Origin of the sequence: Bacteroides fluxus YIT 12057 (assembly GCF_000195635.1) — a bacterium.
In the GTDB taxonomy this organism is placed as follows: Bacteria; Bacteroidota; Bacteroidia; order Bacteroidales; family Bacteroidaceae; genus Bacteroides; species Bacteroides fluxus.
In genome coordinates this window covers 1-14,683 of sequence record NZ_GL882633.1, presented here as the reverse complement: position 1 = coordinate 14,683, position 14,683 = coordinate 1, and the positions used below count along the sequence as shown (strand labels likewise).

The window sequence follows — 14,683 nt, the reverse complement described above, 5'->3', positions numbered from 1 at the left end:
GAATACTATCCGGGCTATCCGGATTTTTATCCTTCATCCAGCCAGCCTTTTCCTTGGCGTACGATTTCGGGCTCTCCGTTGGTACAGTTTACTACGGTGGAACCTTCAGTGCCGCCAATACCGCCGTCGATCACTAAATCTACGGCATTGCCGAATTTTTCGTCTATAAGTTCCGGATCGGTGATGTATTCGATGTCCTCGTCCTCATCGTAGGGGAGGGTGGTGGTCATGATGGGGGCGTCCAACAGACGGGCTATTTCTTGAATGATGGAATTGCCGGGCATGCGTATGCCGACTTCTTTCCGGTTGCGGAAAATTTTGGGCAGGCGGGTGGTGCCGTTCAGTATGAAGGTGAAGGCTCCGGGCAGATTGCGTTTCATCAGTTTGAACGTGCCGTTATCGACCTTGGCATATTCGCTGATACTGCTCAAATCATAACAGATGATGGAAAGGTTGTTCTTCTTCGGATCGATGTCCTTCAGCCGGCAGATGCGTTCGATGGCGCGTTCCTTCAGTCCGTGGCAGCCGATGGCATACATGGTATCGGTGGGATAGATGATGATTCCTCCGTCATTCAGGATATCGACTACCCGTTGCAGGTCGGCGGGATTGTTATTTTTTTCATAAAGTTTCAGAAGCATGGCAGAGCGGGTTTTGATGTAATAGTTGTGCGAAGATAAGCAATAATCAGCTTATAAGCAAGGGATTTACCTTTTTAGCATTTCTTTCTCCAGCTTCTTGATTTTCTTCCAGGCTTCTTTGAACTTGGGACACAGAGTGACGGCTTTCTCGTAATTTTTCATGGCGGCCTCTTTCATGTCATGTTTCAGGCATTCGTCACCCATGCTGATATATTCGCGGGCATACTTGACGAGGGCTTTCTCTTTGTCCAGAGCAGCTTGCTTCAATGCACGGTTTTCCTCCTTCAGCCGGTTGATGATGTTCAGTTTCCGCCGGATGAGGCGCTGCGCTACAGGCTTTTCTATATCATACCGGGAATGGATGGCTTTGAAAAACTCATCGAGAAACACGTCGAACTTTCCTTCGTCGAAGGCTTTGGAGGCAGCCGCATATTGCACGTCCGCCTGGGCCTGTTTCAAGGCACGGTCTATGGCCTGCCGGTTGTTGAAACGTTCGGCGAAACCGACTATTTCGGGGCGCACGAAAACATCGGCACGGCTGATGGGTTTCTTCAGCTGGATGCCTTCCAGCGAAGTGCAGCGGCTGAGTGCCACGTATGCCTGTCCGCCGGCAAATACGCCACCGGTGAAATCAATGACTACACGGCTGAAGGTCAGTCCCTGGCTCTTGTGGACGGTGATGGCCCAGGCCAGGCGTACGGGGTATTGGGTGAAGGTTCCCAGTTCTTCTTCTTCAATCTGCTTCTTCTCTTCGTTGTACTTGTAGCGGATGTTGCGCCATGACTCCCGTTTGACGTCGCATTCCTTGCCATCGTCGGTGATGACATAAAGAGTTTCCTCGATGGGATCGAAGCCGCTTACTATGCCGATAGTGCCATTTACCCAACGGCGGTCGAAATCGTTCTTGATGAAGATGATCTGTGCACCCGGTTTCAGGACAAGCTCCTTGGAGGTGGGCAGGCTGCTTTCCGGAAAATCACCGGTAATTTCCCCGTAGAAAGTGACGGACTCTCCGGGAAGTTCCGCCAGTTTTTTGTCATTGATGTAGTCCACATTGTCACGACGGGTGGCAAGGGTGATATACATATCGGCTTCCGATTGCTCTATCTGCGTGCCGTAACGGGTATTGAGCAGTTGCAGGTCCGTGGCACCTACACTGTTGTTGCGGATGTGGTCTAACACATGGATGAACTTGCTGTCCGTCTGGCGGTAAACCTTCTGCAGTTCAATGGAAACGAGGTCTATCTGCCCGAAAACCCTTGCAGAAAAAAAGTAGGGGGTAGGGTAGAAGCGGTTTAGTATTTCCCGCTCATCTCCCTTTACGACAGGCTCCAACTGAAAGACATCCCCTACCAACAATAGCTGTTTGCCTCCGAACGGTTCGCGCAGATTTCGGGAATAAACACGGAGGATACGGTCAACGGCATCGATGATGTCGGCACGCACCATGGAAATCTCGTCGATGATGACCAGTTCCAGTTCTTCGAGCAGCTTGCGGTGGGGCTTGGTATATTTGAAGAACTCGTGGATGCGTCCCCGTTGCAGGCTGAAGTTGGGATCGTCGGGCAGCAGGGGATAGAACGGCAGTTTGAAGAAACTGTGCATGGTACTGCCCCCTGCATTGATGGCGGCTATGCCGGTGGGAGCCAGAACTACATGTTTCTTTTTGGTATGCTCGCAGATGTACCGTAAAAAAGTCGATTTGCCTGTACCGGCTTTACCCGTCAGAAATACGGACTGGCGGGTATATTGAATGAGGTTCAAGGCGTCTTGAAACTCTTTGTTCCGGGTATCGGGAGAGAAGGCCATGTCAACTTTCGCCTATTAGCTGTTTCAGGGCATTGGCGATTCCGTCATCATCTACGGTGGTGGTGATGTAGTCGGCAACAGCCTTTACATCGTCGCTGGCATTGCCCATGGCTACACCGATACCTGCATGGCGAAGCATGCTGATGTCATTGCCTCCGTCTCCGAAAGCCACGGTCTCTTCCAGGCGGATGTTGAAATGGCGGATGATTTCGTCGATCCCTTTCTGTTTGTTGTTTCCCTTGGCTGTGATATCTGCGAAGGCGGGAAACCACCGGCCTATTTCACAATTGGGGATGGAAGGAAGTATTTCTTTCTCTTCTTCTGCGGTGATGAAAGGAGTCATCTGGAAGATTTCCCTTCCTTGTATAGCCTCTTCGGGTGTTTTGACAGGGAGGACATCCACTTTCAAAAAGTCATGGAATATCTGTCTTACCTGGTCGTTGGGTTGGCAAACACAGATGTCATGTTCTCCTACGGCAATGCAGGGGATGTTTCTGCCGCTGCAATACTGCATAAGGGCCTGTACGTCTGTGGCCGGTATGGCACTTTTGTAGATGACCTCTTCACCCACGAAACAATAGCCTCCGTTCATGGTGATGTAGCCGTCTATCAGGTTGCGCTCCTGCAGGGCGGTCAGATTGTTGATGATAATGCCCGGGCGTCCTGTGGCAATGAATAGATGTATGCCTTTGGCTTTGGCGGCGGCCAATGCTTCGATGGCGGACGGGGGAATCTCATGGGTATGAAAGCTTACCAGTGTGCCGTCGATGTCAAAAAATAAGGCTTTAATCATAAGAGTCTTTTTATTTACTTGTGTGCAAAAGTACGAAATATCTTCCCTTTTGAGTATTTTTGCAGGTAAATAAATGAAAACTGCTAAAAATCATGCAATACAATTTTGATGAGGTGATAGAACGCCGGGGCACTGACTCCGTGAAATGGGATGCGGTAAAGGATAGGTGGGGGCGTGACGACCTGCTTCCGATGTGGGTGGCGGATATGGATTTCCGTACTCCGCCTTTCGTGATGGATGCTTTGCGCAAACGGCTTGAACATGAAGTCTTGGGATATACTTTTGCTTGCGGAGAGTGGTATGATTCTATTTGTAACTGGTTGCGCCGCCGCCACGGTTGGGAGATTACGCGGGAGATGCTGACGTTTGTGCCCGGCATCGTACGCGGACAGGCTTTTGCCCTGCAGTGTTTTACCGAGCCCGGAGATAAAGTGATGGTGATGACGCCGGTTTATCATCCTTTCTTCCTGGTGACCGAGCGTCTGGGGCGCGAAGTGGTCTATTCGCCGCTTGACTTGCAGGACGGACAGTATCAGATAGACTTTGACCGCTTCAGCAGGGATATCCAAGGGTGCCGTGCATTGATTCTCTGCAACCCGCATAACCCGGGCGGGCGTGTATGGCAGATGGAGGAATTGCAGCGGATAGCCGCGATTTGTAAGGAGAATCATGTTTTTGTCATTTCGGATGAGATACATGCCGACTTGACTTTGCCGCCCTACAAGCACCACCCGTTTGCTACGGTTTCGGAGGATGCGGCCCGGATTTCCTTGACATTTATGGCTCCCAGCAAGGCTTTTAATATGCCGGGTCTGGGAAGTTCATACGCGGTGATTGTGGATAAAGAGATTCGTGATTGTTTTCAAAAGTTTATGGAGTCCGGTGAATTCAGTGAAGGACATTTGCTGGCTTATATCGGTACGGCAGCGGCTTATACGCATGGTGATGAATGGCTGGATCAGATGCTTGCCTATATAAAAGGTAATATAGACTTTACGGAAAGTTATCTGCGGGAGCACATTCCGGGGGTCGGCATGATACGTCCGCAGGCTTCTTATCTTGTCTTCCTGGATTGCCGCGCGTTGGGCTTGTCGCAGGAGGAACTGAACCGCCTTTTTGTGGATAAGGCACATCTGGCCTTGAATGACGGAGCCATGTTCGGGAAACCGGGTGAAGGTTTCATGAGGTTGAATGTCGGTTGCCCGCGCTCGGTATTGGAACAGGCGTTGAAGCAACTGGAGGCGGCAGTTCAGAGGAGACTTTAAGCAGCGAGGCAGCGCCCTGTTTTCTGCATCGTTACATTTTATATCTTGGGCTACTAATAATTAATCGTCCGATATCTGTTTTCTTATCGTCCGACAACCGTTGAATTATCGTCCGACAGCTGTCGGACGATAATTCAACGGTTGTCGGACGATTATTTTTTGGCAAGAAAAACATTAGTTTGCTTGGCGAAGGAAACAGCATGCAGTAACGTTCTCCTTTTTTTTGCCAATTTGCGGCGGATGTCGCTGTAAAGGAGGGATGAAACGCTTGATAGTTCACCTTTTCTGATAAATATTCCCCTATATTCTGCTGTGGGAGGTCTATTTTTGCTTCAACAAATTAAAGTACTATGATGAAACAGCAGAATTATTCTATGTCCCGCTTTCCGGGCAGCTATCTCGTATGGGTGTTTTTCCTATGGATAGGAATGGGTAATATGGGTGAAGTGATTGCCCGCGATTTACCGGCATTTCCCGGTGCCGAAGGTTTTGGACGTTACACTACCGGCGGACGTGGCGGCAAGGTGTATCATGTCACGACCTTGGAGGATGGCACCCGGGAGGGAACATTGCGTCATGCCGTGATGCAGCAGGGGGCACGTACCATTGTATTTGATGTGGCGGGAACAATCTTTCTGGACCGTAGCCTGCGTATAGTGAATGGTGACCTGACTATTGCCGGCCAGACTGCCCCCGGACAAGGTATCTGCATAGCCCGTTGCCCGGTTACGATTAATGCGGAAAATGTGATTGTCCGTTACTTGCGTTTCCGTGTAGGCAATGAGGGCGGAGGTGAGCCGGACGGATTGTGCTGCATGGACAGCAAGAATGTGATGATTGATCATTGTTCCATCAGCTGGTCCGTTGATGAGGCCTGTTCTGTATATGGCGGGGAGAATCTCACCGTGCAGTGGTGTCTTGTTTCCGAAAGCCTCCGTACGGCAGGACACGCCAAAGGCAGGCATGGCTACGGGGCTATCTGGGGAGGAGCCGGAGCGTCTTTCCACCATAACCTGCTGGCGCACCACGAGAGCCGCGTGCCCCGTCTTGGCCCTCGTCCCGGCACACAGGACCGTGAGTATGTGGATATGCGCAATAATGTCTTCTACAACTGGGCCGGCAACGGATGCTATGGCGGGGAAGGCATGAAGGTTAATATCGTCAATAATTATTATAAGCCGGGACCGGCGACCCCTGAAAAGGGTCCTGTAAGCTACAGAATTGCCGCCATCGGAGTCCGTACAACCCGCTATTGCTATAAGGAAGACGGCACTCCCAATATCTGGCAGCCGATGGAACACGTATGGGGGCGGCTTTATGTGGATGGCAATGTGGTGGAGGGACATCCGGATGTTACCCGTGACAACTGGACAAAAGGTATTTACGGACAAATAAATAATGCTGCCTGCGACCATACTTTTACAGAAGAAGTGAAAAAGGAGATACGCCTATCCACTCCCTTGGAAACAGGGACGGTCACCACTCACTCGGCGGAAGAAGCCTACCGGTTGGTGCTGGAGGATGCAGGATGTTCCAAATGGCGGGATGTCATTGACGAACGCATTGTTCAGGAGACCCTGAAGGGGACAGCTACTTATATAGGCAGTGTAACGCCCGAAGCGGAGAAAGTGCCCGGATTGATAGACCTGCCTGCGGATGTGAAACCGGAAGGAGCTGCCGCTGCCTGGCCGGAACTCAGCGATGGAGGGGTTACTGCCGATGATTTGAGAGATACAGATGGCGACGGTATGCCTGATATTTGGGAGATAGCCCATGAACTGAATCCGCAAGATGCTTCGGACGGAACTTCAACGACATTAAGTGAAGAAGGCTATACTAATCTGGAAGTGTATTTAAATAGTATGGTGGAAAAACAGTTTTAGTCAGAATTTAATTTAAAAATCTATTATATATGAAGAATTTAATTTTAGTAACGGCATTGGCCGGATTTGTTTCTTTGGGGCATGCTCAAAATGCTTCATCCCCTTATCATGCAATGGTTGCACAAGATGGAAGCGGTAATTATACAAGTATTCAGGACGCGGTGAATGCTGCGCCGGAAAATCGTGATGAGCCTTGGTGTATTTTTGTAAAAAACGGTTCCTATAGAGAGCAGGTCATTGTCCCGAAAGATAAAACGTATATTCATTTGATAGGTCAGGATAAGAATAAGACGGTTATCCATCATAATCTGAATGTGGGCGGTCAGCCCAAAGAGGGTGAGGATGCTTCCAAGACAGCTTACTGGCAGCATTCTGTTCATAATCCTTCTTCGGAGGTTGCAGGTTTTGAGGGTGCCGTGGTCAAAATAGAGGGTGATCATTTTTACGCTGAAAACATCTCTTATATCAACGATTGGGGGGTGGAAAGCCAGGCAGGTCCCCAGGCTCTGGCCATGAATACACAAGCTGATTGTGTCGCTTTTTACAATTGTATTTTCCGTTCTTTCCAGGATACTTGGATGACAGCAAAGAATGACTCTTACCGTCTTTATGTCAAGGATTGCTGGATTGAAGGTGCCGTTGACTATTTTTATGGTGGCGGCGATGCGCTGCTTGAGAATTGTACATTGTATAATGTGCGCAGCGGTTCGGTCATTGTAGCCCCCTGTCATAAAAATGCCAAGTTCGGCTATGTATTCCGCAATTGTGTGGTAGATGGCAATGAGGCCGCCGCCGATGGAAAACAGAAATTGGGACGCCCGTGGCATAACTCCCCTGTTGCCGTGTATATCCATACCACCATGCGTATTCCCGTCGCTCCCGAGGGATGGACGAATATGGGAACCATTCCGGGACTGTTCGCCGAATATGACAGCCGTGACGCTGATGGAAAAGTATTGGACTTGAGCCGTCGTAAAACGGAATATGAAGGACGGGGTAACGAGGCAGGAAAGGGATCATGCCGTGCTGCCATCACTAAAGAGGAGGCAGATAAATTGACCTATGAACGTATTGTCAAGGGAAATGACGGATGGGATCCACGGGCATGGATGAAAAAAAGTGTGAAATGACTTTTTCCACCTATTACGATAATTTTTCCTCTTACAACCAGCTCGTTTTTTTGAATTTTGCAAATGAAAAGGGGATAATCCCATGTTTGAATTTAATTATTGTTTAACCAAATAATACTATCATGAAAGGAAAGACTAGAAAAACAGGGAGCAGGTTGTTGCTCTTGTCGGCACTTCTGCTGTTTGTGTCGATAGGGGCATTGGCTCAAAACATTACAATAAAAGGTAATGTTGTGGATTCATATGGAGAACCGGTTATCGGTGCTACTGTAATGGAAAAAGGTAATAAAACTAATGGGGTTGTTACTGACTTGGACGGTAATTTCTCTATAACCATGAATAAAGGAAAGAAGATTATTGTCACCTATATCGGTATGAAGTCCGAAGAAGTAAATGCCGTTGCAGGGAAGGTGTTGAAGATTGTTTTGCAGGATGATGCACAAATGTTGGGTGAAGTAGAAGTGGTAGCTGTGGGATATGGCAATGCACGTAAAAAGGATTTGACGGGAGCTATTTCTTCGGTAGGTGAGAACACTTTAAAGAATATTCCTGTGACTTCGGCAGCCAGTGCTATCACGGGCCGTTTGGCTGGTGTAAGTGTTATGACCTCGGAGGGTTCTCCGGATGCGGCGGTAAATATTCGTGTACGTGGTGGAGGCTCCATTACGCAAAGCAACGAACCTCTTTTTATTGTTGATGGATTTGAAGTAAGTAGCATCAGTGATATTCCTCCTACAGATATTGAAAGTATTGATGTCTTGAAAGATGCTTCTTCCACTGCCATTTATGGTGCGAAAGGTGCCAACGGTGTAATTTTAGTGACGACTAAGAGCGGGCGTGTTGGTAAAACTGAAGTGACTTTCAATGCATCGGTGGGTCTTAACCGTTTCTACAATCCTACGGAAGTACTTTCTCCCTATGAATATGTTTATTTGCAACGTGAGCTCGATTCCAGTGAAAATGCTGGTTTCTTCGACCGTTATGGCCGTTGGGAAGATGTTGACATTTATATGTCAAAAGTAGGTACTGATTGGCAGGATTTAGTGTTCAACAATACAGGTGTCAAGCAAAATTATAACTTGAACATTAGTGGAGGTAGCGAAGATCTTATTTATAGTTTAAGCTATACACATGACGATGAAAGTTATATTATGAAGTCTTCTAATTTCAAACGTGATAATTTGAATGTGAAAATCACCAAAAAGTTCGGGAAAAAGTTACGTTTGGACTTTAATGGTAAAATGACCCATCAAGTCATTGATGGCCCGAGTGTGTCAAGTGGTTCTAAATTGCGTGATGCTGTGAAATATCCGGTAATAGGTACATTGACAGATTTAACGGAAGAGGATTTGGCTGGTGATGATGCGTTGGTGTTTGAAAATATAAGTAATTTGAATGACCCGTTGTTCAATATCAAGAATGAATATAAAAAACAGACGAAGTTTAACAACAGCTACAATGTGGCTTTGGTATGGGATGTAATCAAAGGATTGCAATGGCGTGCTGAAGGCTCCTATGGATATACATTCGACCGTACTGACAATATCTGGCTGGCACGTACGGGTACAGCCAATGGCCGTGGGGGTAACCCTGTGGCAAAACGTGAATATTGGAATGGAAATAATTGGACATTACGTTCCACTATTAACTATAATCTTAATATCGCTAAGAAACATCGTATTGATCTTATGGCTGGTATTGAGGCTAAAAGTTCAGAAAAAGACAAAATGGAGATAAATGCCGACTATTTCCCGAAAGACTATACAGTGGATAACATTTTGGCAATGTGGAATAGTGGAACTTCAGAGCCCACCTATACTACGATTGATGAACCAAGTCGTAGTATGTCTTATTTTGGCCGTGCCAATTATATTTTGAATGACAAGTACTATCTGACCTTTACGCTGCGTGCTGATGGCACAAATGTATTTGCTCCCGGAAACAAATGGGGAATCTTTCCGGCAGCCTCTGCTGCTTGGCGTGTCTCAGATGAGAGCTTTATGGAATCGACCAAAGATTGGATGTCCAATCTGAAACTGCGTGCCAGTTTCGGTAAGTCGGGTAACGCGCGTGTAGGCTCTTTCTGGCGCCAGACATACAGTCCTGTTACGAACATTAAATACTTGTATTATCAGAACGGGACCGGACAGAGTGGGTTGCAGCCTTCCACTCGCTTGCGTAATGAAAATCTTACCTGGGAGTCTAAGTATTCGACTAATGTTGGTTTGGACATGGGCTTTTGGAATAATCGTGTCAACATGACTTTTGATTTTTACAATGATATTACAAAGGACTTGATTATGGAAGTGCAGTTACCTTCCAATGCGGGTTACAGGACACAATACCAGAATTTGGGGCAAACAACCAACAGGGGTGTAGAACTTTCATTGAATGCCAATCTGGTACAAACTAAGGATTTCTTTCTGGATTTCAATTTCAACATTGCTTTCAACAAAAATAAAGTGAATAAACTTGCTACTGATGAGCCCATGATTATTACCAATGGAGGTTCTTCTGAAGTGGGTAGTGACAATTACCGGATTATAGTAGGGCAGGAAGTGGGACTGATTTATGGCTATGTATGTGACGGCTTTTATTCCTTTGATGATTTTACTTATGATAACAAGACTCAACGCTGGATTCAGAACACTGATGCGGAAGGCAATTATACATCATCTAACCCGAATGCGGCAAGCCTTTTGGATAAGGGTGGGCAGTATTATGGTCCCGGGCATTTGAAACTGAAAGATTTGGACGGAAACGGGATTGTGGATGAAAAGGACCGCAAGGTGATTGGGCATACCATGCCCAAACATACAGGAGGTTTCAGCTTTTCAGCTGGATGGAAAGGTTTTGACCTGACTGCCATGTTCAACTGGTCTTATGGCAACGATATTCTTAATGTGAATAAAATAGACTATACTTCTTATGTAGGAGCCAAGAGGTATCAGAACATGAGTTCGGAAATGAGCCTTGCCAACCGTTTTACGACTATTGATCCTGTGACAGGACAGAATATCTATTATGGTAAGTTTGCAAATCCGGAAAGGTTGCAAGAAATCAATGCCGGTGCAACGATATGGCATCCTTTGATGAATAATTCTGTAACAACGGATTGGGCTGTGGAAGATGGTTCTTTCTTACGTTTGGGAACGTTGACGTTGGGATATACTTTGCCTAAAGTTTGGACACGGAAGTTCGGAGTGAAAAATCTGCGCGTCTATGCCACGGGAAACAACCTTTTGTGTCTGACCGGATATAGTGGCCAGGATCCGGAGGTAAATACAAGTTCCAATCGCATGGTATCTGGTTATGATAAATCGGCTTATCCTAAGTCAAGATCTTATATCTTTGGTTTAAATGTTACATTCTAAAAATAAAATAGACGTATGAAAAAACATATATTATTGTGTATGGCAGTTGCCGGAAGTTTGGCTTTGGCTTCATGCAGTGATTTTCTGGAAACGGAATCCCCTTCTTCGCAAACAGGAGAGGTCATTTTCGAGAATGAAGGTTTGGCTAAGTCGGCCATTATGGGTGTTTATTCACTGATGACTGATACTTATGTTTATGGGCAGAAAATGTCTGTTAACTGGCAGGGAGTATCTGATATAGAGTTGGCCAGCGGCTATCAGAATGACCCTTCTCAGTCCGGTGCAGATAATGGTATTGCCAATTATTTCTGTAGTATTTATCTGGAAAACACTAAATGGGAAAGTATCTTTAAAATGGCAGAGTATGCCAATACAGCTGTAGAAGGTATACGCAATTCAAGCTTGTTGGCTTCTTCCTCCGTGATTCAAGGTTATTATGGAGAAGCGTTGGTACTGCGTGCGTTGGCTAATTTTGAACTGGTGCGTCGTTACGGTGATATTCCTTATAAAGATAATATGTCAAATTCAGATCTTTCCAATGTGTATATGGGGAAGGTTGACCGTGACAGTGTATATTCCGGACTTATCAAGGATATGGAAGAAGCTATCCCTTATTTACCTTGGATGGGTACGGGAGAGTACAATAGCGAACGTGTGACAAAAGGTTTTGCGAAAGGATTGCTTGCCCGTATTGCTTTGTTTGCCGGGGGATGGTCTGTACGGGACGGTAATCAGTTCCCGGACACTAATGTGGAACATTATCCCAATATAGAAGCTAATCCGGGAATGGCAGAAACTGGTGGTTTCTATGTAGGACGTTCTAAAGATTGGAAAAAGTTCTATGAGATAGCCGAAAGAGAATGTGCTGAACTGATAGGGGATGTTGAAAATCCGCACAGCCTGGATCCTGATTACGGAGATATCTGGAAAACGGTTTGCAGTGAAAGCTATAATACTTATAATGAAAACATGTTGGAAGTTGCAAACGGTGTGGGACAAAGCGGCGATATCGGAACTTTAATGGGACGCCGTATGGATGGTAATATAGGATATGGGCAAAGAGGCTTTGGTGGTACTTATGTTAGTACAAATGCCTATTATTTCTATTCTTTTGATCCTGAAGACCGTCGTCGTGACTATGCTGTTTATTGGCCTACTTATAAGAAAGATGGTGATACTAAGAAGATTCAGGAAGTGATGAATAATGATATCATGAATGTGGCCTTGGGTAAATGGAGTTTCTTTTGGGCGTCCGATGCTTATAAGCAACTGGCTTTGACGGCTACCAGTCGCGTACCGACCGGTATCAATTGGATTTTGATGCGTTATCCTGATGTACTTCTGATGTTTGCTGAAGCTCGTTATATGTTGGACAGAGGTGTAGATGCAGTAGATGTTACAGCAGGAATCAGCGCCCGTCAAGCATTGGAGATGGTACGTGAGCGCGCATTTGGTGCTGGGTCTGAAAAAATAGGTCAATATGACTCCGATTTTTTCGAAGCTATTGTTAATGAACGTGCTTGGGAATTAGGGGGTGAAGGTATTCGTAAACTTGATTTGGTACGCTGGGGGTTGCTCGATAGCAAGATTGAAGATATGAAGCGCGCCATGGTTTATATGATGGATGGAACCAAGACGATTGAGATATTTGATAAAACTTACGAACCGTCTGATATCCCGACCACATTATATTATAAATATCAGGGAAGTGATGAAGAGTTCATTGATTGGTCATCTGTTAACTTTTATACACAACGTAATGCTAGTCCTGGTAGTGAATATCGTGAAATTAAATGGATTCCGAGTAATTATTGGGAACGTGAAGATGCTGATGACGCGAAAACTTTGATACAAAATTCAGCTAAAGTATTGGCTTGTGCTTCTGGCCTGCGTTCTTCTTACGATTATTCTGTGTTGCTGGGTGAATTGCAATGGGGAACGGAGATACAAAATTATATCTCTACTACAATCAATAAGTTAGGAAATGGAGTATGCAACTATCGCCATCTATATCCTATTTATTATGAGGATATTGTGAAATCTAATGGCTTCTTGTCTAATTCGTATGGATATTAATTCGTCAGTTTATAATAAAGATAGATTCAATATGAAAATCAGAAATATATATTATGTGATAACCGGATTGTTACTTGTCTTGACAACAGCTTGCCAAGACGACGTTAATGACTGGGCAGTGGACGGGAGTCATGATCGCCTATTCCGTTCCACGAGTTTTGAATGCGTGGAAGAAAATCCTACGTCTGCGTTACTTTCTTTTAATGGGGTGCAAGGGGCCACCAAATATTATTTTGAATTCAGTAAGGGGGATAGCTTGCTTTTCAATAATATTGTATTCACTGCCAATGTATATGCCGACACGCTATCTGCTTATGATAAAGGTACTTTAGAGGTAAATACAGAGTATCGTGTACTTTTCGACGGGTTGGATGGCACTTCCCGTTATTCTGTACGTATGAAAGCATTGAATGAACAAAATGGTATGGAATCAGGGTATACCCAACTTTGTTTTGATACTCCGGATGAACAGATATTTACTAATGTCACTCCTGGAACAACAAGTGTGGTCTTGAATTGGTCCACCAAGGAAGTTGCTACTCGCATAGAGTTTGCCGAACTGACAAGGCGGATGCCAGAGAATGAAACGGAAGAAGAAAAGATGGATACTTTGTGGTATGATGAGCCTTTTGTTCTTACTGAAGAGCAAAAACTGACAGGTGAATTGACGATTAATGACTTGAAACCAGGTACCAATTATCTGGCATATATCTTTAATGAAGATGCCCGTAGAGGTGCATATGCTTTCAGAACATTAGGCTCTTCACAAGGTGAGACCATTCTTGTTCCGGCCGGAGGAGATATAAATGCATTATTGGCAGGTAAAACAGGTGACGTAACGCTTTCATTTGAAGGTGGTAAAGACTATTCGGTAGGTGAGTTTACTGTGCCTGAAGGTGTTTCTAACCTGTATATTTCCGGAAATGTAGTAGGTGGTAAATTACCGCGTCTGACCATGAGTAAATTTGTTTTCTCTGGTTTATTGAATAGCTTCCAAGTACAATATATGGATGTGGTCAGCGATGAATCCGCTCAGTTCCTGGTAGAACTGAATAATGCGAATGGTGCCGTGAAAATAGGTTTTGACGGGTGCTATATCAGTCAAATTCCAAGAAGTCTTGTCAGGACTAATACAGGTGATTTGAATATTGAAGAAATAAAAATCAATAATTGCATTATTAAAAATGTAGGACTAAGTGGTTACGGGCTTTTGAATATAGGCAAATTGGGCTCTTTAGGCAAGATTCTCATTACTAAAAATACATTGCTGAATATTGGTGATCAGATTATTGATTTACGTGTGCAGGTCGATGAATTTACATTCACGCAGTCTACTTTCTGTAACTATACAATCGGTATGCCTAAATTGTTGCGTTTGGATAAGCAGCCGAAACAGACGACTGTGACTCAGAATATCTTTACAGGAAACAATAATGGGTCAAAAATGAACTCTAGCAATAACGATAAAGATGCCAATTTCTTGAGTTTTGCCGGTTGTTATTTGACGTCTGAGTTTCCTCAAGATAAAAGAGTGTTTACAGATGCTCAGGTATTGACTGTATCGGGAGAAGATCTTTTTGTGGATCCGCGGAACGGTGATTTTCATTTTAAACCGGGAGTAAAATTTGAAGGAGATGGTGAAGCTGGAGATCCGCGTTGGTGGACTAAATAATCTTTAATTAACCCGTTGGCGGAATTAATTTAAGTTGATA

Annotated in this window: 9 protein-coding genes; 6 read left to right on the top strand and 3 right to left on the bottom strand. The window is 45.2% G+C overall.

Annotated elements, in window-relative coordinates; all coding sequences use genetic code 11:
- Positions 1-26: 26 nt before the first annotated feature.
- From HMPREF9446_RS08845 to HMPREF9446_RS08835, 3 genes are all read right to left on the bottom strand, one after another.
- Positions 27-641, bottom strand: coding sequence for an L-threonylcarbamoyladenylate synthase (locus HMPREF9446_RS08845; RefSeq protein ID WP_039968860.1), 615 nt, complete (start codon positions 639-641; stop codon positions 27-29).
- 66 nt (positions 642-707) lie between these two features.
- Complete coding sequence (locus HMPREF9446_RS08840) at positions 708-2,450, bottom strand: ATP-dependent DNA helicase (protein WP_009125247.1); 1,743 nt, start codon at positions 2,448-2,450, stop codon at positions 708-710.
- Position 2,451: 1 nt separating this feature from the next.
- Positions 2,452-3,243: a Cof-type HAD-IIB family hydrolase gene (locus HMPREF9446_RS08835; protein ID WP_009125246.1), complete on the bottom strand. Its 792-nt coding sequence runs from the start codon at positions 3,241-3,243 to the stop codon at positions 2,452-2,454.
- Positions 3,244-3,335: 92 nt separating this feature from the next.
- Here HMPREF9446_RS08835 and HMPREF9446_RS08830 point away from each other — a divergent pair, with 92 nt between their 5' ends.
- From HMPREF9446_RS08830 to HMPREF9446_RS08805, 6 genes are all read left to right on the top strand, one after another.
- Positions 3,336-4,508 carry a MalY/PatB family protein gene (locus HMPREF9446_RS08830; protein ID WP_009125245.1) on the top strand — a complete coding sequence of 391 codons (1,173 nt, stop codon included), beginning with the start codon at positions 3,336-3,338 and terminating at the stop codon, positions 4,506-4,508.
- A 428-nt stretch (positions 4,509-4,936) separates the two neighbouring features.
- Positions 4,937-6,391, top strand: coding sequence for a pectate lyase family protein (locus HMPREF9446_RS08825; protein WP_039968892.1), 1,455 nt, complete (start codon positions 4,937-4,939; stop codon positions 6,389-6,391).
- Between the two features lie 29 nt (positions 6,392-6,420).
- A complete protein-coding gene (locus HMPREF9446_RS08820) occupies positions 6,421-7,521 on the top strand; it encodes a pectinesterase family protein (protein ID WP_009125243.1) in 1,101 nt (366 codons plus the stop codon).
- A gap of 122 nt (positions 7,522-7,643) precedes the next feature.
- Positions 7,644-10,895, top strand: a complete 3,252-nt coding sequence (locus HMPREF9446_RS08815; protein ID WP_009125242.1) for a SusC/RagA family TonB-linked outer membrane protein — start codon at positions 7,644-7,646, stop codon at positions 10,893-10,895.
- 15 nt (positions 10,896-10,910) lie between these two features.
- Positions 10,911-12,971, top strand: coding sequence for a RagB/SusD family nutrient uptake outer membrane protein (locus HMPREF9446_RS08810; protein ID WP_009125241.1), 2,061 nt, complete (start codon positions 10,911-10,913; stop codon positions 12,969-12,971).
- A gap of 31 nt (positions 12,972-13,002) precedes the next feature.
- On the top strand, positions 13,003-14,643 hold the full coding sequence (locus HMPREF9446_RS08805; RefSeq protein WP_039968856.1) for a DUF5123 domain-containing protein: 1,641 nt from the start codon (positions 13,003-13,005) through the stop codon (positions 14,641-14,643).
- Positions 14,644-14,683: the final 40 nt, after the last annotated feature.